General features: G+C 28.2%; 23 protein-coding genes. All 23 read right to left on the reverse strand.

Translation table 11 applies throughout. From position 1 onward, the window contains the following. Position 1: 1 nt before the first annotated feature. Positions 2–1060, reverse strand: a complete 1059-nt coding sequence (locus ACEN92_RS11430) for a 3-oxoacyl-ACP synthase III family protein (protein WP_495638515.1) — start codon at positions 1058–1060, stop codon at positions 2–4. Positions 1061–1069: 9 nt separating this feature from the next. After that, positions 1070–1615, reverse strand: coding sequence for a GNAT family N-acetyltransferase (locus ACEN92_RS11435; RefSeq protein WP_495638516.1), 546 nt, complete (start codon positions 1613–1615; stop codon positions 1070–1072). A 3-nt stretch (positions 1616–1618) separates the two neighbouring features. Next, positions 1619–1852 carry an acyl carrier protein gene (locus ACEN92_RS11440; protein ID WP_495638517.1) on the reverse strand — a complete coding sequence of 78 codons (234 nt, stop codon included), beginning with the start codon at positions 1850–1852 and terminating at the stop codon, positions 1619–1621. Between the two features lie 12 nt (positions 1853–1864). Continuing rightward, the gene (locus tag ACEN92_RS11445) at positions 1865–3187 is read right to left on the reverse strand and encodes a glycosyltransferase (protein ID WP_495638518.1); all 1323 of its coding nucleotides are present in this window, start codon (positions 3185–3187) and stop codon (positions 1865–1867) included. Further along, positions 3175–4428 carry an ABC transporter ATP-binding protein gene (locus ACEN92_RS11450; protein WP_495638519.1) on the reverse strand — a complete coding sequence of 418 codons (1254 nt, stop codon included), beginning with the start codon at positions 4426–4428 and terminating at the stop codon, positions 3175–3177. The genes ACEN92_RS11445 and ACEN92_RS11450 overlap by 13 nt, the downstream gene beginning before the upstream one ends. A gap of 61 nt (positions 4429–4489) precedes the next feature. Beyond that, positions 4490–5353, reverse strand: coding sequence for an ABC transporter permease (locus tag ACEN92_RS11455; RefSeq protein ID WP_495638520.1), 864 nt, complete (start codon positions 5351–5353; stop codon positions 4490–4492). A 111-nt stretch (positions 5354–5464) separates the two neighbouring features. Next, positions 5465–7432: a polysaccharide biosynthesis protein gene (locus ACEN92_RS11460; protein ID WP_495638521.1), complete on the reverse strand. Its 1968-nt coding sequence runs from the start codon at positions 7430–7432 to the stop codon at positions 5465–5467. A gap of 82 nt (positions 7433–7514) precedes the next feature. Then, entirely contained in the window at positions 7515–8399 is an 885-nt protein-coding gene (gene rfbA, locus ACEN92_RS11465; protein ID WP_495638522.1) for a glucose-1-phosphate thymidylyltransferase RfbA, read from the reverse strand. An 84-nt stretch (positions 8400–8483) separates the two neighbouring features. After that, the gene (rfbD, locus tag ACEN92_RS11470; protein WP_495638523.1) at positions 8484–9332 is read right to left on the reverse strand and encodes a dTDP-4-dehydrorhamnose reductase; all 849 of its coding nucleotides are present in this window, start codon (positions 9330–9332) and stop codon (positions 8484–8486) included. Beyond that, positions 9332–9880: a dTDP-4-dehydrorhamnose 3,5-epimerase gene (gene rfbC / locus ACEN92_RS11475; protein ID WP_495638524.1), complete on the reverse strand. Its 549-nt coding sequence runs from the start codon at positions 9878–9880 to the stop codon at positions 9332–9334. Before rfbC ends, rfbD begins: the two co-directional genes overlap by 1 nt. A 14-nt stretch (positions 9881–9894) precedes the next feature. Then, a complete protein-coding gene (locus ACEN92_RS11480; RefSeq protein ID WP_495642342.1) occupies positions 9895–11034 on the reverse strand; it encodes a DegT/DnrJ/EryC1/StrS family aminotransferase in 1140 nt (379 codons plus the stop codon). Beyond that, positions 11027–11452, reverse strand: coding sequence for a cupin domain-containing protein (locus tag ACEN92_RS11485; RefSeq protein WP_495638525.1), 426 nt, complete (start codon positions 11450–11452; stop codon positions 11027–11029). The genes ACEN92_RS11480 and ACEN92_RS11485 overlap by 8 nt, the downstream gene beginning before the upstream one ends. Then, a complete protein-coding gene (locus ACEN92_RS11490; protein ID WP_495638526.1) occupies positions 11449–12414 on the reverse strand; it encodes an MraY family glycosyltransferase in 966 nt (321 codons plus the stop codon). Before ACEN92_RS11490 ends, ACEN92_RS11485 begins: the two co-directional genes overlap by 4 nt. A gap of 39 nt (positions 12415–12453) precedes the next feature. After that, positions 12454–13521, reverse strand: coding sequence for an EpsG family protein (locus ACEN92_RS11495; protein WP_495638527.1), 1068 nt, complete (start codon positions 13519–13521; stop codon positions 12454–12456). Positions 13522–13615: 94 nt separating this feature from the next. Beyond that, the gene (locus tag ACEN92_RS11500; protein WP_495638528.1) at positions 13616–14515 is read right to left on the reverse strand and encodes an NAD-dependent epimerase/dehydratase family protein; all 900 of its coding nucleotides are present in this window, start codon (positions 14513–14515) and stop codon (positions 13616–13618) included. Then, complete coding sequence (locus ACEN92_RS11505; protein WP_495638529.1) at positions 14515–15330, reverse strand: glycosyltransferase; 816 nt, start codon at positions 15328–15330, stop codon at positions 14515–14517. Before ACEN92_RS11505 ends, ACEN92_RS11500 begins: the two co-directional genes overlap by 1 nt. A 206-nt stretch (positions 15331–15536) precedes the next feature. Next, positions 15537–16670: a glycosyltransferase gene (locus tag ACEN92_RS11510; RefSeq protein WP_495638530.1), complete on the reverse strand. Its 1134-nt coding sequence runs from the start codon at positions 16668–16670 to the stop codon at positions 15537–15539. A gap of 10 nt (positions 16671–16680) precedes the next feature. Further along, positions 16681–17454, reverse strand: a complete 774-nt coding sequence (locus ACEN92_RS11515; RefSeq protein ID WP_495638531.1) for a glycosyltransferase family 2 protein — start codon at positions 17452–17454, stop codon at positions 16681–16683. Positions 17455–17474: 20 nt separating this feature from the next. Beyond that, positions 17475–18710 carry a hypothetical protein gene (locus ACEN92_RS11520; protein ID WP_495638532.1) on the reverse strand — a complete coding sequence of 412 codons (1236 nt, stop codon included), beginning with the start codon at positions 18708–18710 and terminating at the stop codon, positions 17475–17477. Then, positions 18700–19527: a glycosyltransferase family 2 protein gene (locus ACEN92_RS11525; protein WP_495638533.1), complete on the reverse strand. Its 828-nt coding sequence runs from the start codon at positions 19525–19527 to the stop codon at positions 18700–18702. The genes ACEN92_RS11520 and ACEN92_RS11525 overlap by 11 nt, the downstream gene beginning before the upstream one ends. A gap of 2 nt (positions 19528–19529) precedes the next feature. Beyond that, on the reverse strand, positions 19530–20633 hold the full coding sequence (locus tag ACEN92_RS11530) for a polysialyltransferase family glycosyltransferase (protein WP_495638534.1): 1104 nt from the start codon (positions 20631–20633) through the stop codon (positions 19530–19532). Then, positions 20633–21142, reverse strand: coding sequence for an acyltransferase (locus ACEN92_RS11535; RefSeq protein WP_495638535.1), 510 nt, complete (start codon positions 21140–21142; stop codon positions 20633–20635). The genes ACEN92_RS11530 and ACEN92_RS11535 overlap by 1 nt, the downstream gene beginning before the upstream one ends. Then, complete coding sequence (locus ACEN92_RS11540; protein WP_495638536.1) at positions 21139–22407, reverse strand: oligosaccharide flippase family protein; 1269 nt, start codon at positions 22405–22407, stop codon at positions 21139–21141. The genes ACEN92_RS11535 and ACEN92_RS11540 overlap by 4 nt, the downstream gene beginning before the upstream one ends. Positions 22408–22420: the final 13 nt, after the last annotated feature.

The raw sequence follows: 22420 nt of genomic DNA on the forward strand, positions 1-22420 counted from the left end.
TTTAAATTTCTATTAAATCAAGTACTGTTAATTTTTCTGTCGTGAGATAACAACTTCCCCATGACAAACCTACACCGAAACCACACAGCAAAAGTTTATTTTCACCATTCCGTAATTGATTTTTCAGTTCCGTTACCATCGTAACTGGAATTGAAGCAGAACTCGTATTCCCAAATTTATCTAACGAATAGGGTACCTTTTCCTTCTCTAATTTCAACTTCTTGCGGATCATTTCATTCATCATTTTATTAGCTTGATGAAAAACGGCAAAATCAATTTCTTCATTTGTGATTTTTGCAAAATCACAGAGCTCTCTAAAAGTTTTTGGTGCTTGATTTATTCCAAAACCAAAAACATCCATTCCGTCTAAAATAAGCTCACACTGATTTCTTTTAATTCCATCACCGTAATCGACAACAGCCAAAGAATTTTGATTAAATGGATTTCTAGAACCTCCATCATTAACAATTATAGCTTTATAACCTGAGCCATCAGACCCTAAGTTAAATTGCATTTCTTCATCATTCTCTTTTCTTTCTAAAACTACTGCAGATGCAGCATCCCCAAAAAGTAATGCAGTGCTTTTATCTTCTGGATTAACGATTTTACTTATAGTATCTCCACAAATGAGTAAGCCTTTTTTAAAAGCTGAATTTTGCATATAGGAAGCTAAGGTGCTTAGTCCATATACAAAACCTGAACAGCCTAAAGGCAAATCAAATGCTAAACATTTTTTTGACAATCCTAATTTGTTTTGTAATAGAGGAGCTGTATTAGGAATATTCAAATAATCTGGAGTTTGAGAAACAAAAATTAAAACATCAATATCGTTTTTATCAATATTCATTTCTAAAATTAATTTTTGTGCTGCTTCACATCCTAAATCAGAGGTTGTTGTAGTTATATCAACAATTCTAAATTCTGAAACACCTGTTGTTGCTGTAAATTTCTCAACATCTTCTTTAGAAAAAAGAGGATTTTCTAAATTCACTTTTTTTGTTTTGGGTACAGCTACAGCAATTCCTGATAAAACTACATTTTGAATTTTAAAACTAGCCATACTATTATCCTAATTACTTTCTAAATATTTCACAAGTCTGATTATCTTTTTATTGGTATAAAAGTCTTCCTTTTTTAAAATCAATTCAAAACTAATAGAGTTATTATCTATATCTCTGATTTGAAAACCCATTTGTTGATTATAAGCTAAAGCCTTTTTATTACTCTTTAGCACATGACTTTTCAAAGTATTTAATTTTAATGTTTCAAAAGCAAATATAATTATTGATAAAGAAGCTCGCATAGAAATATCACCTTCCCAAAAATCTCTATTTTTTAGATAAGCTCCGGGTTCACCAATTCCAATCTCAAAATCTATATCTTTAATATTATAAACTCCAAAAGGAGTTTCATTTTGATAGGTAACAAAATAGTAATTGGTTGATTTATCTAATTGATCATACCAAGATTTTTGCTGTTCTGGAGTAATAATTTCCTGATATTGCATAAAAAGACGGACATCATCAGAATTTCTCCAAATCCTAACCATTTCCAAATCGGCTTCTGATAAAGGTCTAAAAGTAATTCTAAACTTAGAAAATTCAGGAAGTTCCATTTTTTATTTTACACTTATCTTATCAAAAAGATCTTTTACAGTTTCTGAAGTTCGAATGTCATCCCCAGTAAGCTTAACATCATATTCTTCATCTACCATAGCAATAACTACCAATGCTATTAAAGAACTCCATTCCTCTAAATCTCTGAATTTTGTTTCCAGTGTAACACTTCCTGGTTCTACCTCATCTAATAATAATTCGAAATTTTGAACAAATTTTGAAATCTCTAAATTCATAATTTTATATTTTTAAGCATTAATTATTTCGTTAAAAACTCTTGAAGCAAACTCAAAGGAAGAGTATTGCTGTATTTGCTTAACTGCATTTTTAGAATAAGAATTATATTCGTCTATAGTTAGGGTAACCATCTTCTTTATTCCTAAAGCCAAATCATTACTATCCTTTAATACAGCCTTATAACCATTAAAATCATTAATCACCATATTATTAACTACTCCCATATCAAATCCAACTACCGGAGTACCACAAGCCATAGCTTCAGACACCATCATTGGACCTGCATCTTCAATAGATGCATTTACAAATAAATCTATGGCCTGATATAGTAAAATCAACAATCTATAATCCGTAATATAGGCGAGTTTTTGTTTTTCGAAATTTAAATCTTCAAATTCTTGAGGTATATCCCGAGAAACTGCAAGTATAACAACTTTATTTTTTTGTTCCATCGATAATTGAGTCTCCAAAATTTTTAATGCTTCCATGAAATACAAAAATCCTTTTCTTGAATCATTTGCACTTTGGCAACCTGCTAAAATATAAAACTTTGAGCTCTCAAATCCAAAAACTCTTTTTGCAATATCTCTATTTTTTCCATTAAATAGTTTGGTATCGATTAAACTATTAATATTATGAAATACCTTTTGTTCTTTATAAATTTTGGATTCTTTCGCTTGCTTTAAAGTCCATCCAGACCCTGAAATTATCTGAAACTTTCCTTCTTGGGCATTTTTAAGTTTTGTTTCAAAATTTATTTTTGCCAAATCCCTACCATTTTTCCCAATAATTGCTGGACATTTTTCATCACATCCCTTTATATAACCCTCACAATCCCATGCATAATGACATCCTCCTGTAAAGTGATTCATATCAACTGTAATGTTATACACTTTAGCCTGTGTAAACTTATGTAAATTTAACAAGTCGGTACTATTAATAAATCTATCTGTCATACCTGTAATAATGAAATCTGGGACAAAACCTATTTGAGAAATTACATTTTCCGCAGATATATTTTCAACAGTTTCATTTTTACTAATAAAAGAATATTTACCATCAAAATGTATTGATTGAGGACTATGTCCCATTTTACGAACTAGCTTGTTTTTAATTTTCATAAATACCCTAACTGCAATTGGAGGTACGACGTTCTTTTCTTGTTTCCCTATATATTGAACAATGAACTTTTCATTTCTTGTCTTATGCTTCACCAACATACTTACAGTATACCCTTGTTCTAGAAAGAAACACCCCAATCTAGTCATGGCTTCGTAAGCTCCATTAATGTCTCCTGTAGAGAGTAATAAAATTTTCTTTTTTATATTTCCCATTCAACTGGTATCTTAAAAATTCCATTTTCAACATCACCATCCTTGAATTCTTCCTGAGTAAGATTTATGATATTTAAGTTTAATTTCCGTTGTGGAAAATCCAATAGTTTCACTTTTGGTATATCCAAGGCAAAACCAACAACATAAGAATTTGCTATTAAAACATCTCTAGGTACTTTGACAATCCAAGTATTTACTCCTATAAAATCTAACACTCTTCTGTTTATAAAAAATAAATTTTCATATTTATCCAAAATAGAAAAATTTAAACGTGCATTTTCTTGATCAAAATTATTCCTCAAAGTTATATGAATGTATATATCCTGATCAGTAAAATATTCAATTACATCATTCTTATACTCATCTTTTAATTCCACTTTTAAAACCTGAGTTGCCTTACTGTCATCATCTTCATAAATTATTTTAGAAGTATTTTCTTCTCCAGAATTAATCTCTAAATATCTGGATAAAGCTTCATCAATATTGCCATCGAATTTTACCTTCCCATTTTCCATCACTATTCCCCTAGTACACAGACTCTTTACCGCTGCCATATTATGACTCACAAACAAAACTGTTCTTCCACCTTCTCTCGAAATATCCTGCATTTTCCCAATTGCCTTTTTCTGAAACTCTGCATCACCTACAGCTAATACTTCATCAATCACCAAAATTTCAGGTTCTAAAAATGCTGCTACAGCAAAAGCCAAACGAACCGTCATTCCGGAGCTGTATCTTTTTACAGGTGTATCTATATAACGTTCACAACCGGAGAACTCTATAATTTCATCAAGTTTAGAGGTAATTTCTTTCTTGGTCATTCCTAAAATAGCTCCGTTTAAGAAGATATTTTCACGACCTGTCATTTCACCATTAAAGCCTGTACCAACCTCTAAAAGTGAAGCAATGCGTCCACGTGATTTTATAGTTCCTGTAGTTGGAGCTGTTACTTTAGATAAAATTTTTAAAAGTGTCGATTTTCCTGCACCATTTTTACCTATAATTCCAAGCACTTCTCCACGTTCTACCTCAAAATTAATGTCCTGCAAAGCCCAGACATAATCTGAAGTTCCTTTGGTAGATCGGTCATTAGTATCACCAATTCTTAAATATGGATTTTCTTTGCCTCGCAGCGCATGCCACCAACGATTCAGATCGTGGCTTAAAGTCCCGGTACCGACCTGTCCTAAACGATATTGCTTAGAGATGTTTTCTGCTTTTAAAATTATATCTCTTTCCAATTATGAATTATAAATTATGAATTGTAAATTATTAAACAGCTTAGTTTAAAAATATGGCTTACTAAACAGTGTCTATGAAACTCTTTTCGGTTTTATTGAAAACTAAAAGACCAATAAAAAATATAGCAATAGTAACTAATAAAGTATAACTTAAACCTAAAACTGAAATTCCTCCAATATTTAAAAGCATATAACGAGAAGTCTCTATAATATACGCCAGAGGATTGTATTCTACGAGCCATCCAAATTTAGGCAGTTTATTCTTTATTAATGCCATTGGATACATTACTGCCGACAAATACATTAACAGTTGTATCCCAAAACTCACCAAATAACTAAAATCACGATATTTAGTTACCATAGAGGAAATTAACATTCCTAATCCTAATCCTAAAATTCCCATAACAGCAATTAAAACCGGAAAAAAAACAACCAAAGTGTTCAATATCAGACTGTATCCCTGAAAGTAATAAAAAATATAAAATACTATAAAGATCAGAAATTGAATTCCGAATTTAATTAAATTAGAGATTACTACTGAAAGAGGTGTAATAATTCTGGGAAAATAAACCTTCCCAAATATGTTTGCGTTAGCTTTAAAAGTATCAGAAGTTCCATTTAAACAAGCTGTAAAGTAATTCCAAACTGTAATACCGGCCAGATTAAATAAAAATGGAGGTATGCTTCCCGTATTTATTCCGGCTACATTATTAAAAATTATAGTAAATGTTACCGCTGTAAATAAAGGCTGAATCAAATACCAGAGGGGGCCTAAAACTGTTTGTTTATAAACTGTTATTACATCTCGTTTTACAAAAAGAAATAATAAATCTCTATATTGCCAAATTTCTTTAAAATTTAAAGAAAAGAAATTATTTTTTGGTGTTATTTCAAACAACCAATCCTTATCATTGGTATTATTCATTTTATATTCAGAGTTACAACTATATTATAATACTGGCTAAAAGATTACTTGAAAAACAAAAGGCGTTTTTTATAAACACCTTTTAAGATTTATTAAAGTAACTTTAAGATTCTATTTGTCCAAAACTTCAAAAGCAGAATTCATACTTTTAAATTCAGGAACAATTTTTTTCATTTTACTTACTATATCATCATTGTTATAAAAAGTTGCAATTGTTACAAGTTCATCTATTTCTACATGTAAATTTTCATATTCGTCCTGAATTTCCTGTGCTATCATAATTTTATTATGATAAGTTGGTAACGTTTTAGAAGTGTCATTTAGTAATTCTTCATACAATTTTTCACCAGGTCTAAGTCCAACAATTTTTATTTTTATCTCTTTATCAGGAATGAAACCTGCTAGTTTAATCATCTTTTTAGCTAAGTCAATAATCTTTACGGGTTTCCCCATATCAAATATGTAAATCTCACCGCCATTTCCCATTGCTCCTGCTTCTAAAACCAATTGACAAGCTTCAGGAATAGTCATAAAATAACGAATAATATCCTGATGAGTTATAGTAACAGGACCTCCTTCTGCAATTTGTTTCGTAAATAAAGGAACAACAGAGCCATTAGAACCTAAAACATTTCCAAAACGAGTAGTAATAAATTTTGTAACTCCCTCTTCCTTTTCCCTTTTATTTTTTAAGAATAAAGACTGTACGTATTTCTCCGCTATACGTTTACTGGCTCCCATAACATTACTAGGGTTTACGGCCTTATCTGTAGAAACCATTACAAATTTCTTCACCTTATATTTACAGGACAAATCAGCTAAATTTTTGGTTCCTTTTACATTTGTAAGGATTGCCTGAGAAGGGTTTTCTTCCATTAAAGGCACGTGTTTATAGGCTGCAGCATGAAAAACTACCTGTGGACTAAAGTCAATAAATACTTTTTCCAAAGCTTTTCTGCTTTTAACATCAGCAATAACAGCTCTTATTTTAGTTTGCGAATCTAATGCCAAGGTTTCTAAACACAAATTATGCAAGGGGGTTTCTGCATGATCTAAGATTACAATCATTTTAGGATTAAATCCCAACACCTGTCTTACAATTTCACTGCCAATTGAACCTGCAGCTCCTGTTATTAGTATGACTTTATCTTTTAATTGTTTGGATATGGATTTGCTGTCTAAAACAATCGGTTTTCTTTCTAACAGATCTTCTATCTGAATATTTTTTACTTTTTGAGAAATTTCTTTTTGATTTTCCCAATTCGAAATTAATGGAACTGTATAAACTCTGTAATTAAATTCTAAACACTGATCAACAATAATTAGCTGATCTTCTTTAGATAAACTTTTATCAGCTATAATAACCCCTTCTGCCGCTACAGACCTCATTAATGCCGGCAATTTTTTCTTTTGAATCAATATTGGCAAATCCAACATTCGTTTTGAGGCATTTTGACTATTTTTATCAACAAAACCAACTATCTTAAATCTTGAAGGTGTTTCGAATTTTAGTGCATTTGCTACAGAAATTGCGTTAGCATCTGTACCGTAAATAACTGTTCGTATTAATTTAGAATCTGTTTTTTCTGAAAAATAGATTTCAAAAGTTTGCTTTACAATTACGCGATATAAAAATAATCCGCAGAAAGAAAGTACTAAATTTATAAAAAGTGCAGTGTTTAAAAAAGCTTTATGTCCTGAATATAACTCAAAAGCTAAATTAAAAAGTAAAAAGAAAATCAAAACTGACATTTGTGAAAACAACAGTTTTATTGCATCAATATAAGAAGAATGTCTGATAATACCTGAATATGTTCTAAATAACCAAAAGAAAAAAACATTAACACATATAAGACACGATATAAAATAAAATTGATACGACGTTACAATATACCCTAAAGCGGTTCCCTCAAACAACATATAGGTAAAGGTAAATGAAAAAACAAGTACCATTATATCAATAGCTACAATAATCCATCTGGGCAAATAACTAAGATTATTAATATTTGCTTTAAAGTTCCGTGGGGAAAAATAATTATGAAGCAAAGCCGCTATTTTAGTTTGTCTATCTGTATTCAAATTTGTTATATTTAGTATTGAAAACTCAGTACACTTACAAAAGTACTAATTAAAGATTTTAAAAAAATATTTCTCTATAAAATTAAAATCTGACTCCTTTATTCTTTTGTTTTAAAAATTCGATCAGATAAGATCCATAGCCCGATTTAACAAGAGGTAATGCAAGTTCTTCAAGTTGCTGATCTGAGATAAAACCTTGTCGCCATGCTATTTCTTCAATACAACCCACTTTTAATCCCTGCCTTTCCTCTAAAACCTGAACGAATTGTCCGGCCTGCATTAAACTATTAAAAGTTCCAGTATCTAACCAGGCTGTTCCTCTGCTTAAAATACCAACTTTTAAAGATTCTTTTTCTAAATAAACCTTATTAACATCTGTAATTTCATATTCACCCCTTGCACTTGGCTTAATATTTTTAGCTATTTCTACTACTGAATTATCATAAAAATATAATCCTGGAACAGCATAACTTGATTTTGGACTTTCTGGTTTTTCTTCGATAGAAATAGCCTTTAAATTCTCATCAAATTCCACTACTCCATAACGCTCCGGGTCCGAAACGTGATAAGCAAACACCACTCCTCCATTCGGTTTTGTATTTGATTTTAAAAGTTCCTGCATATTAGATCCAAAAAATATATTATCCCCTAATATCAATGCAACATCATCGTTCCCAATGAATTCTTCGCCAATTACAAAAGCCTGAGCCAAACCATTGGGAACAGCTTGTTCAGCATAACTAAATTTACATCCCAAACTAGAACCATCTCCTAATAATTTTTTAAAATTTGGCAAATCATGAGGTGTAGAAATAATCAATATTTCATTTATTCCTGACATCATCAATGTAGACAATGGGTAATAAATCATTGGTTTATCATATACAGGCATCATTTGCTTACTCATAGCAAGAGTCAAAGGGTGTAATCGTGTTCCTGAACCACCGGCTAATATAATTCCTTTCATCTATTTTATGTTTTTTTTTAAAAGAATTAAATTTCTTTTTTAAATTTTTCTTTTAGAAATTTTGAAAACTTCAAATCCTCTTTTTTATTTAATAAACATTTTTTCTAAACTTTCTTTATAATCCGGCACATCTAAATTATAAATTGTTTTTATTTTTTTCTTATCTAATAATGAAAATTCAGGACGCTTTGCCGGAGTTGGATAAGATGCTGATGGGATTCCTCCAATATTACAACTATATCCTCCAAGTTCTTTTATGCTCAACGCAAACTCATACCAACTTATTTCTCCTTCATTTGAATAATTGTAGATTCCAGGTATCCAATTTGAGGACTCCAAAATATCCAACATCGCTTGTGCTAAATCAGCTGCATAAGTTGGAGAACCGATTTGATCATTCACTACATTAATTGATTCTTTTTCCTGCATCAATCGTTGCATTGTTTTAACGAAGTTATTTCCAAACTTACTATAAACCCAAGAAGTCCTTATAATAATTGAATTCGGATTTTCATTCAAACATGCTATTTCACCAGCTCTTTTACTGGCTCCATATACATTTATCGGATTTGTTTCTGCTTCTTCATTTAAAGCGACTGAAGAAGCCCCATCAAACACATAATCAGTTGAAATATGAATCAATTTTGAATTATTTTCTGCAGTATATTTTGCAATTAATTCTACTGCGAAATGATTTACAGTAAATGCTAAATCTTTCTCTGATTCAGCTTTATCAACTGCTGTATAAGCACCACAATTTAAAATCACATTGGGCTTAATTTCGTTTAATTGTGTTTTTAAAACCTCTAAATTATCTAATGTAATTTGTGTTCTGTCTGCAAAAATCCATTTATATTGAAGATAATTTGATGATAAGACTAAAAGTTCAGAACCTAATTGCCCATTTGCCCCTGTTACTAATATTTTTTTCATTAAAATAAACTATTACAATTTTCAATAAAAGGTAAAATTTGATCTTTTTCTGAAATAATAGCCTCCTCTAAATCCATTCCCCAATCAATTTTCAATGACGGATCATTAAATTTAATTCCACCTTCAGAGGCTTTATTATAAAATTGGTCACATTTATACATTACCGAAGCCGTCTCGCTAACAACAGAAAATCCATGAGCAAAACCTTGCGGAACTAATAATTGCTTTTTATTTTCAGCAGACAATAAGACACTAAATGCTTTTCCATAAGTTGGAGAGTTTTTTCTTAAATCTACAGCAACGTCTATGATTTCTCCTTCTAAAACACGAACTAATTTAGTTTGTGCAAAAGGCGGATTTTGGTAGTGCAGACCTCTTAAGGTCCCTTTTTTAGAAAAAGATTGGTTATCCTGAACAAATTCAATATTTATTCCTAAAGCCTCAAATTTAGTTTTACTATATGATTCAAAAAAATAACCTCTTTCGTCCCCAAAAACTGTTGGTTCAATTATTACTAAACCTTTTATAAAAGTTTCTTCAATTTTCATTTAAATTTCATTCTTTATTTAAAAAAAGTATTAATTACTTTTTTAATTCTATTTTTATCCTCTACTGTTAAATTAGTCCCTGAAGGCAGGCATAATCCTTTTTCAAATAAATCTTCAGCTACTCTATTCCCATAATACGGATAGTCACAAAAAACGGGTTGCAAATGCATTGGTTTCCAAAGCGGACGGCACTCAATATTTTTATTTTCAAAAGCAAACCTTAAATTTTCTCTATTTATATTTTTTTTAGTATTTGGTTCAACTACAATAGTATTCAACCAATAGTTAGAAAAATAATTTTCATTTATAACTTCAAAATGGGCTACATCCGCAATAGATTCAAAAATTTCTCTATAAAAAAGATGCATTTCTCTACGGGCAGCAACATTATCATTTAAAACTTTAATTTGCCCAAGGCCTACTCCTGCGCATATATTACTCATTCTATAATTGTATCCAATTTGGCTATGCTGGTAATGAACCGCATCATCCTTAGATTGAGTTGCATAAAAAACTGCCTTGTCTTTTAATAATTTTGAATCAGATATTAAAGCCCCACCACTGGAAGTTGTAATAATTTTATTTCCATTAAAAGAAAAAACTCCAAAAGTCCCAAAAGTTCCACACTTCTTCCCTTTAAAAGAACTTCCAAGGGCTTCGGCACTATCTTCAATAATGGGAATTTCATATCGATCTGCAATAGCATGAACTTCATCAATTTTATATGGATTTCCATACAAATGAACAGCAATAATAGCTTTAGGCTTTATACCCTTTTTGATTCTATCCTGAATTGCAATTTCAAGATTTTCAGGACATATATTCCAGGTTTCCTGCTCGCTATCCACAAAAACAGGAATTGCTCCCTGATATAAAATAGGATTAGCTGATGCCGAAAATGTTAAACTTTGGCAAACAACCTCATCTCCCGCTTTTACTCCTAATAAAATCAATGCCAAATGAATTGCAGATGTTCCAGAATTTAAAGCAGTTACAAATGATTTTTCAACAAGATAATTTTCCAGTACCTTTTCAAAATCATTTACATTTGGTCCTCCTGAAGTTATCCAATTATCATCAAGTGCTTTCTGAATATATTTTTGTTCAAAACCACTTTGTTGTGACAAGGATAAAAAAATTCGTTTATTATCCATTAATTTTCCAATAATCTGCAGTATAACGAATATCATCATCGCCAACCTTTGCTAATGGCAAGGTCGAAAATGATATTAATTTCGAGTTTGTCTCTAATGATTCTATTGCATTGGCATAGCCTGCCGGAACATGAACTATCTTACTTTCTGAAGCATTAACAATTATAGTTTCAATATTCAAATTCTTTGAAGGACATTCCCAATTATCAATTTTCACAAAATGAATTTTAAAGGACCCGCTTAAACAATAAAAATTTTTAGCGTCTAATTTATGCCCTTGCCATGCACGTATAGGATTTTGATCAGAATTGCTTATTATATAAAATCTTTCAATATCCCTAAAACTAAAATCATTTACATAAGAAATGGTTCCCCGATGGTCGGAGAAATTTGCTCCGTAAATTATTTTATGACTCATGAATTTAATTTTAAATTGGTTTTATTTAACAAATAAAATTTCAGAATATAAATCAGAAGTAAAGGAAGAATAACAATTATAAATAAGATTACGTTCTGAACTTTATTATATAAAAACACAACCACAACTGAAACTATTACTTGAGCAACTGCATAATATAGAGCAACTAATCTGTGTTGAATTTTATATTCGTTGCTCAAAACCTGATATAAATGCAAGCGATGAGCCTCAAAAATATTTTGTCTTAAGTACAACCGATGTAAAATAGTACAACAAGCATCTGCTCCATAAACAGCTAAAAATAAAAGCCAAATGACTGAATTTGTTACTAAAATAAGTTTCAAAACCAAATAAATGACCCAAAAAGCAATTGCTATACTACCAACATCTCCTGCAAAACATTTAGCTTTTTTTCTATAATTAAAAAAAAGAAAAACCAAACTGGCAATCATAGCATATTTTATAAAATTCCCATCTGTAAATAGCTGAATATTTTTATTTACATATAATAATGACCCCATTACTACCAAAGTATATAAACCTGTTATACCGTTTATACCATCCATAAAATTATAGACATTTATTAACCCAACAGCTATAATATAAGTCAATAAAATTCCTAAAAGAGTAATTGAATTAAAAATCTCTAAATCATAAAAAATCAAAGTAATAGCCAAAAAATGAATCGAAATTCTAATCTTATTTGACAAATTCTGAATATCATCCCAAAAGCTAACTAAGCTCACTAATGTAATTCCGATAAAGAAAAAATAATTATTTTGAATATATTGTGCAAAATAAAGCAATGCCGAAAACCAAAAGATAATCCCTCCTCCGCGTAAAGTGATTTCAGTATGAGAGCTTCTTTGATTAGGTTTATCAATAATATTAAAATGATCAGCTACTTTAAAATAAAGTAACATTAAAATTATTAAAAGAAAGCCCAGTATTGTATACTCCATTATTTATGTTTAAAATTCACTATTCTATTTTTATATTATTTAAATACTTTTTTTAAACAATACAGACTTATATGGAATTAATTTCTGCTCTTCATATTTTTGTTTTTCACCATCTATTTTTATTGCTCTAAAAAAAGGAAATATATAAAAGCAACATATGAAACTTGTTAGCCAGAATTTTTTATTTAATAATGCATAAAAAATAATTTCGGAAACCAGAAGTATTTCAAAAATTCTAAAATAAATATAAATTCTAGTCAACTCTGTAGATTCAGAAAAGATATTTACAAAAATAATTGAAAACAAGTAGGCTAATAACAAATATTTTTGATTTGTTAATTGAAATTCATATTTATCATAATACCACAAAACAATCAAACCCGTAACATTTAGTAATAGTAACTTCATCAAGGGAACTGGAACAGCAAATTTACTTGAAACGTAAAATAGGTAATGTGAATCTTTTAAAAAAAGATTCAGCAAATGAATAATTCCAATTTGTGACACAATAAATGAAATCATCATTGATACATATAAATAACGAATTTTCATACATCTTCCCCATTTAAATACTATTAAAAAAACTACACAAGGAATTAAACAACTGTAATGAATTGAGATACCTAATATCATTAATAAAAAATAACTCCAATATCGCTTTTCCAATAAAAAACTAAAAGCATAAAAAGCAATAGTAACCGACAAAAATTGTCTTATATAGGTAAATGAATATAAAAACAAAACCGGAATCATAAAATAAAGCACTAACGGAAGAGTACTTTTTTTAGTGTATTTTCTGATGCCTAAATAAGCAAAAAGGTAAGTAAAAAAAGAAAAAAAGAAAAAAAGAAATGTATAATCAAGATTAAAATACCTGAACACTTTCATAATAACTAGAAATCCAAACTCTACATCATTATCCCTATTTCCATTAAGATACCAGTGAACATAACTATTATAATCCCAACCTATTCTGTCTCTAAATCCTCCAATAAAAATCATGACAATAAAAAGACTTAGACTAATGATTTTTTCTGTACTTGGATAGTAATAACTAACAAAGAACAAAGCCAGTACTATAATAACCAATAAAATATAAAAAAACATATTTTCCGTTATTTGTTCGCCATATGTAATAAATTATTTAAATAACAACTAATTATTTGTATTATCAAGTAATTCTTAAATATCATTCTTTCAATTATTTATTAATTTTAAAAGAATTTATCGTTTTAATAAGTCCTTCTTTGACTGAAACTGGAAGTTGTTTTTTTATTTCTTTTTTAATTTTTGCATTACTAACAATGTAACTTCCTGTCAATTTTTGCATTCTTTCTGTATTCAATGTCAAGTGCAAATAATTACCTAATTTAGCCATACTTTTTATTAAAATAGTTGGAATCTTCCAAATTTTGTTTTTTTTACCTAAGTTGATTCCTATTAATCGAATCACTTCGTTAGTTGATAATGAATCATCATCGGCCATATGATAAATACCATTAGGAACATCCTTATTCTCTAATAATTCTTTAATTATAAAACAAAGGTTTTCTACACTTAAAAAAGAACGTTTATTATCAAAAGCGCCCAATGGCCATGGGAATCCTTTAGCAACTAATTGATATAATAGATTTAGATTACCTTTATTCCCAATACCATGAATCATACATGGTCTAATAATAAAAACCTTTTTTTCGCTTGCTATATTTCTGCTTAAAATATATTCTTCAGCTTGTCTTTTAGAAATACCATAATGTGTCTTAGGTCTTGGTAAGCATTCTTCTGTTAAAACTCCATCGACTTCATCTGCAACCGCTTTTACAGTACTCATAAATATAAATAAAGTAGCTTTAGAATCTAAAAAAGCATCAAATATTTGTTTTGTTAATTCAAAATTAGCTTCATAATATTCTTTAGGATTTGAAACATTTTTAATATCATGCGCTTTACCTGCTAAATGTATAATCCCGTTTTCCTGAATATCGAAACTTTGATCAATTTTATAACGAACACTCATTAGTTTCAAATCATAGTCATTTTTTAAATAATCAAATAAATTTAGACCGACAAATCCAGAAGCACCAGTTATTGCTATTTTCATTATTTAAATTGAGATAATGCTTTATTATTAATTTCATTTTTTTCAGAATCAAAAAACCATCCCCATTTATTAAAATACGTCATAGCAGAAGTTATAAATATTTTAAACAATTTACCGTTTTTATTTGCTCCAGATTCGTATCCGTGATAAACAGAGACTAAAGGAAAATAAATTGTTTTGTAATGCTGATGGATTCTACGAGATAAATCCCAGTCTTCAAAATACATAAAAAACTTGTCATCATATCCACCTACCCTTTTTATTGCTTCTAAGTTTAATAAAGTGAAACATCCAGAAAGAACCGGAGCATTATAAATTATTTTTTCAGGCACTTTCCTCAATTCATAACGATTAATAAATTTTTTATAAGCCTTATTTGGCCTTTTTAATTTTCTCAACAATATACTTAATGGGCTAGGTAACAGCTTGGGTAAATTCTGCACGCTACCATCCAAATTTAAAATTTGAGGCATCATCATCCCTATGTTTTGATCATTCACAACATAAGATACCATTGATGAAATTACATCAGTGTCAAAATAAATATCTGGATTAACTATAAAATGATATTTCACCTCGTTTTCCATTGCTTTTTTTATGGCAATATTATGTGCTGCACCAAATCCAGGATTGGAGGGATTATGAATATATTCTATTCTATTATCAAAATTTTGAAAAATCCTTAGATTATCTGATTTAGAATTATCAATCAGATATAGTCTTATTCTTTGTTTTGTGTTTAAAACACTAACAATAGTTTTTTTAAGTTCAGATGTATCATTATGATAAAGAACAATGCTTGCAGTTATTAACATTCTAAATTAAAATTTGTGCTTCTAGAAGAGAGCTGTTCATTGATTTTATAAATTATTTTTTATTTCTTTAAATTAAAAATAATTTATAATGAATTTTAGAGAATAATATTAAAACTTAAATTAATACATTACAAAAGAAAATATACCCTTTTTTATCTTAGAAAGTAAACTTAAGTATTCGATAACAAAATGTGAAGAATCTTTTTTTATGACCCTTTTATACTATTACAAATTTGTAAATATTTCTCTGTTCTCTTTTTTGAAGTTAAAAATGAAGCTAAATTCTTTTCTCCGTTTCTTATTAAATCTTCCCTAATTTCTCGATTATTAACAAGCATTATTATTTTAGAAACAATTTCATTTTCATTATATGGATCAAAATATAATGCAGCATCTTTGCATACAGTTTTAGCAAAAGGCAGATTTGAGGTTAAAATTGGTTTTTTCATTTTCATTGCTTCTGGATAATTAGCTGACAAACACTCTAGTGTTGTAGGCAAAAAAAGGGAATCACATTCATAATACAATTTTGGACACATTGCAACATCAACTCTTCCAATATTTATTATACTTTCTTTTGCTTCTTCATTAAAATATTTTTGAAATAAACTTTCATCTATTGTCAAGACAAATTTTATATTTATTTTTAGTTTCATATTTTTTAACAACGGAACAATTTTATTTAATATTACAAGATTTTTATGTGTAGCAAACGAGCACAAACTTAAAAAACGAAATTCTTTATCACTTTTTTGAGGAAGAATTTTAATATCAGAAACTGTAAAATGATTAAAATAATCATTAAAAGTGTTTGTTACTGTAAAAACATTTTCTTTATTACATTTTAAGAGCTCTGCTAATCGAGAAGAAACATCCTCAGTTTCACTTACAAAATAATTACCATTACGTTTTAAAAAATAAACATGAATTATTTTAAAAATTTTCACTTTAAATTTTTCAATCAAAGAAATATTCTTAAAATAAGGCGAATCATTGTAGATAAAATGAGAGTTTGCAAAACCCATTAAATGAGGTTTCTTTGGCGTCCACCATGAAGGTCCAAAAACACTAAAAACACAATCAGGATTTATTTGAGATTCTAATTTTCTGAGTTTCATACGAATAAAAAAACCTTTAATTCCATATAAAGGATGCGAGTCAATATTATAAAAAAAGAAATTTGCTGGAAATTGTTCTTTATTTATTTGACTTAGAACTGTTTTACTCAAAAAAATATGATAATCATTTAATGGGATATATATGCATTCAGTAATAAAAGATACTGCAACTTGCGTTACACCTGTACTACTTAAAGTGGAACAATTTATCAGCAATTTCATTTTACTTTATTTATAACTTTATAGAAACTAAATAGTTAATTATTTTAGTTCTAAAATAATATTTACAAATCATTATTATATAATCTACATAACACAAAAAATTGGCTCTACTTTTATTTGACAACTTTAATTTTAAAACTTCATCAGCTACACGAAAAATTTGACTGGCACTAACACCGCCTTCCCTTACCTTTACCGTTATTATTGGTAAAAAGTATGGAGCAATAATATCTGAGCATTTTAATAGAAAATCATAATCCCCTGCAATTTTATAATCAGTATTAAAATTATTAGTATGCTGAAATAAGCTTTTATGTTGTAAACAGCCAACATGTGCAATACAATTATAAGTTTTCATTTTTACACTCCATGGTTTTCCAGTTACTCTAATTGGTTCCAAATTTTCTTTTACAAGCATCATTTTTGAAGATATAAAATTTAAACCTGGATTTTTATTAATTGATTTTACATATTCTAAAATTGAATCTTCTAATAATATATCATCACTCCCGATAAATGAAATCCAATCTCCGGTAGAAAGTTTCAGTCCTTTATTCCATGCATCGTATATCCCTTTATCCTTTTCAGAAATAAACGTCAATCGTCCATTAAATAAACCTTCATAACTTTTAATTATCTCCATTGTTTTATCAGTCGACTTACCATCAATTATCAAATATTCAATATTCTCATATGATTGGTTTAAAACAGACTCAATGGTATCAACAATTGTTTTTTCTGAATTAAATGATGCTGTTATAATTGTAATTTTTGGAAATGTCATTATTTGAAATAGCTATTTGACTAATTAATTTGTTCCTCAACAGGATATGGTACCATTCTATCTAAAATTCCTTTATATCTTACATAATAAATAATAGAAATAAAAATCAAAAGTGTAAATACAGACGACATTTCTGGTCTTGAATAAAAATTTAAAAGTATTAATAATAAAATTTTTAAGTAAAAAAAAATGTCTTTTTTATTCATCAACATAATTTGACAACTAAAATATATTAAAAAAGCATAGTAAAATAAGGAACCAAACACGCCGTATTGAGCAAATACAGAAAACAAATTTGACCCATAAATTTCTTCTTTTGTTTTTCCAGAACCCAATATTGGGTAATTATAAAAAACACCTTTATCATGTTCAATCAAAGGTGTGCGATTGTTTCCCGCAAGTCCTGAATCGTCCATTTCAAACCTTTTAAAAGTAAAATCATACACTTTACTTATAGATTCGTCTTCCTTGTTGCTAATTATATAAAAGGAAGCAACACCTAACATAGTTGCAATTATTATAATATTTATAAAATTTGACCGGGTTATATAAAAAAATAAGAAGTAAACTATGATAGAAATATAAAATGCTACAGATAAAGTAAATACAGTTAAAATAATTAATCCTAATTCCATCTTTTTATTTTTAAAATATATCTTATTCAGAATTATGGCAAAAAATGAAAATAAGGCAAAAGTACCAGGTTCATCAAAAAAACCAGAATATCTTAAAACCCGTATATTAGAAACATTAAAATAAAAATTAGACGTCGTTAGCCATAAAAAATATGATGTTCCTGATTCAGAATATTGAACTTCAAATAAAGGTTTGACACCAACAAATAAGTGAGCAAAAAAAATGAATGTTCCTCCGATTCCCATCGCCAAAATAATATAGATATAAGATTTTACAAATTTTTCGAACCCTATAAAACCATTAATATAAGTAACAATTATAAAAAGTGATACTAGCTGAACGCAGAGATTTAAATTTGAAAAATCATTATGGTACAAACTTGCAAAAACATAATAAATTATTTGAAAAAAAATGATTGATAATATTTTAAAATCAAAAATTTGTTTTTGATTTCTCATCATAACTTTAACAGTCATAAAAAACAATCCTGTAAATGTCAGTATTTTATAAGGATGTCCTGGCCATGAATAAAATATAAAAGGAGCTGTACTTGTTAAAGTAATCCATAATAATATTAATGGCTTATTATTTTTTATAAACTGCAAAGTTTTACGAACCATGCATATATTTTTTTTTAATTAAAACAAATAAATTTACAATTAAACTTAAAAGACCAACATCCTTAAAAATTAAGGAAAGGTATTTCATTGAATCCTTTTTTTCATGAGTTTTATAATATCTAAAAAAAGAAGACCAGAAAATTTTTGACAATATAAATTTTGAATTCAAAAGTCTAAAATTATCATATCTGATAGCAAAGCTGTTATCGTGGTACTTTTTTTCGATATTTTGACTTATACCTAACTCATTATAAATTGCAATAATTTTATCAATATAAAGCCATTTAGAACTGTTTAAACAATAAAGTTTTATATTAAATATATAATCCGAAGCTGATTTATACTCTGTGCTAAAAGTTCCTTGTTTTTCAAATACCTCTCTCCTATAGAATATTGCTTGATGACAAATACTTCTATTTACCATTTTTTCGTGATCAAATTTACCATCAAATATCTTATTTGATTGCTTAAACAAAACATTACCATATATCACATCGTAATCATCATAATTACTTATCGAAAACACATTAGATAATGTTGATTCACTATATAAAATATCATCGCAACCTAAAAAATAAATCCAATTTCCTTGTGCCAAAGCTATACCTTTATTCATTGCATCATAAACTCCATTATCAGGTTCTGATATAAATTTTATTTTTCCTTCATATTTATTTAAAACATTCAGAGTACCATCTGTTGAAACACCATCAACGATAATATATTCAAAATCCTTATAATTTTGATTAAGCACACTCAGTATACTTTCTTCTAAAGTTGAAACGCCATTTCTGACAACTGTAATTATACTAATCATTATTATTTATTAATTATATCGATTATGGAAAACTCATCGGAATCATTAATTGAATTTTTAAAAGCACAAAAACCAATTTTAATATCTTCAATTTTTTCAGGAGATTGACAATTTATACTCTTCAAAAAATGTCCAAAAGTGTAAAATGAATCATCAGGAAATAATTTATTGAACATGTTATTTAAAAAAATTGGTATTATTCCTTTTTCCATCAAATTAAATGTTGCCGTTGAGTTGAATGTTATAGAATATTGAACAGGATATTTTATAATAATGTTTTCTGCAATATCATTTTCTGAAATAATTATAATATTAGAATATTTTTCCTTTATAACTTTTTTTATTTGTAATATTATTTCTTTAGTATCAGAAGGATGGAATTTAAAATAAAAAGGAGAAAAATTACACGAAATTATAAGTAAGTCATCAATATATTTTACATACTCTTTTTCTGTGAGAAACCATAAATATTGAGGCTGATTAAAAAAAATCGCCCCATGTTCATACAATATGTTAATAGGTTCTTCTACCAAGTTAAGCTTATATAGTGGAATATCACGTTTTATACTATTACCATAGTTTACAATCACTCCATTAAAAATGTAATCTTTCATTACTGGAAGAGTTTCAACACCATATTTTTTAATCTCGATTAATTTGAAATTGAAAAAGTATTTAAGTAAAAAAGCTCTGATTTTATCTTTTCTTGCAATTTTACCTATTTGCATATTGAAATAACACATGGTTGCAGTACCATCTTCAAGTAAAAAAATCTTTGCTCCTGCTTTATGAAATTTTTGTATAATATGCTGATTTAACAAATCCATTTCAGTATGAACAAGAAGTGTATCGTTATTATCGATGGCTAATTCATCATCTACTTTTTTCAAGATACTTTTAAATTTCTTCGCATTTACAAGTAACCCTTTTAATGATGCAATTAATCTATCGGGATAATGGTAAATTTTCAAAAATAAATCACTATCATCTATTACATTGAGAGAATATGGTATTTGAATTAATCCTAATTTATGAGATGATAATTGTTTTGCCAATTTCATATCTAAATGCAGATGGTAATCGTTATTTACAAGAAAATATATCATTATTTTATATCTTTGAAACGAATAATTTTTGCTGGTACCCCTCCAACAATTGCATAATCAGGAACATCTTTAGTAACCACTGAGTTTGTTCCGATAATAGTATTACTCCCTATAGTAATTCCAGGTGACACAAGAACATTTGCTCCTATCCAAACTGCATCTTTAATAACTACGCTACCGACTCTCGGCTTAATTTGATCTTTAAAATTAAAATCTGCATCTACTTCTGAGCTATGTGTCCAAACTTTAAAAAAAGGCCCAATACTACAATTCTCTCCAATTGAGACACTGGCTTCTCCTGAAACTTGTAGTAATGAAAACCGACCTATATAGCTATTCTTCTCTATAATTATTTTACCATCTCCATACATCAAAATTCCTTCACCATTAAAGTTAAATGATTTATCTATAGTATATTTTTTTCTGTAATTTTTATATATTTCCAATTGATAACAATCTTTACACTTTGAAAATATTTTAGCTATTAGGGACATTATAAAAGATTTCATATTCTATCTTTAATTTTTACAAAAGTACTAAGCCAGGGTAACGGATACACTTTATTACTATAAATTGCAATAGTTATAAAAAAGACAAAAAAGCTAATAAAAGTTGCATATGCCGCACCCATTGGGCCTAAAATAGGAATCAAAAAATAATTAAGACTTACATTAATAAGTATATTAACAAAGGATAAATAAAAAAATACTTTCGTCTTTTTCAGATAAAAAATTATATTCGCAAACAACAAATATAATCCCTGAAAAAAATAACCTAATGTTATCCATATAACATATTTTGATCCGGTTGAGAAATTATCATCAATAAACCACCTAAAAACTAATGGAGTAAAAAGCCAAACACAAAAAACTATCATGATCATTAACCCAATAAATAACCAATAGACTTTGACCACTTTTGCTTTAGCTTCATATGTATCTATTGAAAATAATTCATAGCTGAAAGGTATAATTGCATTAGCAAAAGCACTACATAAAATTGATATTGCCGAACCTAAAACGTATCCAATGTTATATATACCCAATTGCTCTTTTCCACAAAAATGATCTATAAACAATCTGTCGGACATATTGATAACCATACCGCCAATTATATGAGGAACTAATGGCAGGCCAAAAGACAAAGAATCTTTCATGTTGATCCAGGTAATGCTTTTTACCAGAAGTTTTCTTTTTTTGTATAGTATATAGATTGCAGCTATAAATAATAAAAAAATTGAAGAATACTGACCAATTAATCTTCCCATGTACCCATATTTAAATATGATTACAAGTAATAAGGAAATTAAAATGTTTAATCCTGAATTGAAAAGGCTATAAGATATATATTTTATTGGTTCATTCTTTATTTGATAATCAATTAATAATAATGAATTAAAAAAAGACAAAAAACAAAATATAGGAATACACATTATCCATAAAACAGATAATTCTAAATAACTCTCTAGTGAAACCTTAAATATTAAAATTAATATTACTAAACAAAATGTAATTAATAAGGGAGGAAAAATAGAAGAAGTAAAATAACTAGGATAATTATCCTTATTACCATTAAAATAGTTTACTGAAATTGCCCCTTGAATTCCTAAAGTAATTAGGGGCAATGTGAAACTAAAAATAGATGTAATTAATGCTAAAGAGCCAAAATCCTTTGGTGTTAAATAGAATGTAAATACTGGAAGCAGAAAAAATGCCAATCCTCTTTCAATAAAAGAAGCTGCTGTATATAGCGAGAAAGATTTAAATAAATTCATTTATTCTATCGTT

This window comes from Flavobacterium sp. Flavsp81 (genome assembly GCF_059491325.1).

Coding starts and splice junctions, on each gene's coding strand:
- ACEN92_RS11430 (WP_495638515.1), bottom strand. CDS start 1,060: ATGGCTAGTTTTAAAATTCAAAATGTAGTTTTATCAGGAATTGCTGTA.
- ACEN92_RS11435 (WP_495638516.1), bottom strand. CDS start 1,615: ATGGAACTTCCTGAATTTTCTAAGTTTAGAATTACTTTTAGACCTTTA.
- ACEN92_RS11440 (WP_495638517.1), bottom strand. CDS start 1,852: ATGAATTTAGAGATTTCAAAATTTGTTCAAAATTTCGAATTATTATTA.
- ACEN92_RS11445 (WP_495638518.1), bottom strand. CDS start 3,187: ATGGGAAATATAAAAAAGAAAATTTTATTACTCTCTACAGGAGACATT.
- ACEN92_RS11455 (WP_495638520.1), bottom strand. CDS start 5,353: ATGAATAATACCAATGATAAGGATTGGTTGTTTGAAATAACACCAAAA.
- rfbA (WP_495638522.1), bottom strand. CDS start 8,399: ATGAAAGGAATTATATTAGCCGGTGGTTCAGGAACACGATTACACCCT.
- rfbD (WP_495638523.1), bottom strand. CDS start 9,332: ATGAAAAAAATATTAGTAACAGGGGCAAATGGGCAATTAGGTTCTGAA.
- rfbC (WP_495638524.1), bottom strand. CDS start 9,880: ATGAAAATTGAAGAAACTTTTATAAAAGGTTTAGTAATAATTGAACCA.
- ACEN92_RS11480 (WP_495642342.1), bottom strand. CDS start 11,034: ATGGATAATAAACGAATTTTTTTATCCTTGTCACAACAAAGTGGTTTT.
- ACEN92_RS11485 (WP_495638525.1), bottom strand. CDS start 11,452: ATGAGTCATAAAATAATTTACGGAGCAAATTTCTCCGACCATCGGGGA.
- ACEN92_RS11490 (WP_495638526.1), bottom strand. CDS start 12,414: ATGGAGTATACAATACTGGGCTTTCTTTTAATAATTTTAATGTTACTT.
- ACEN92_RS11495 (WP_495638527.1), bottom strand. CDS start 13,521: ATGTTTTTTTATATTTTATTGGTTATTATAGTACTGGCTTTGTTCTTT.
- ACEN92_RS11500 (WP_495638528.1), bottom strand. CDS start 14,515: ATGAAAATAGCAATAACTGGTGCTTCTGGATTTGTCGGTCTAAATTTA.
- ACEN92_RS11505 (WP_495638529.1), bottom strand. CDS start 15,330: ATGTTAATAACTGCAAGCATTGTTCTTTATCATAATGATACATCTGAA.
- ACEN92_RS11510 (WP_495638530.1), bottom strand. CDS start 16,670: ATGAAATTGCTGATAAATTGTTCCACTTTAAGTAGTACAGGTGTAACG.
- ACEN92_RS11515 (WP_495638531.1), bottom strand. CDS start 17,454: ATGACATTTCCAAAAATTACAATTATAACAGCATCATTTAATTCAGAA.
- ACEN92_RS11520 (WP_495638532.1), bottom strand. CDS start 18,710: ATGGTTCGTAAAACTTTGCAGTTTATAAAAAATAATAAGCCATTAATA.
- ACEN92_RS11525 (WP_495638533.1), bottom strand. CDS start 19,527: ATGATTAGTATAATTACAGTTGTCAGAAATGGCGTTTCAACTTTAGAA.
- ACEN92_RS11530 (WP_495638534.1), bottom strand. CDS start 20,633: ATGATATATTTTCTTGTAAATAACGATTACCATCTGCATTTAGATATG.
- ACEN92_RS11535 (WP_495638535.1), bottom strand. CDS start 21,142: ATGAAATCTTTTATAATGTCCCTAATAGCTAAAATATTTTCAAAGTGT.
- ACEN92_RS11540 (WP_495638536.1), bottom strand. CDS start 22,407: ATGAATTTATTTAAATCTTTCTCGCTATATACAGCAGCTTCTTTTATT.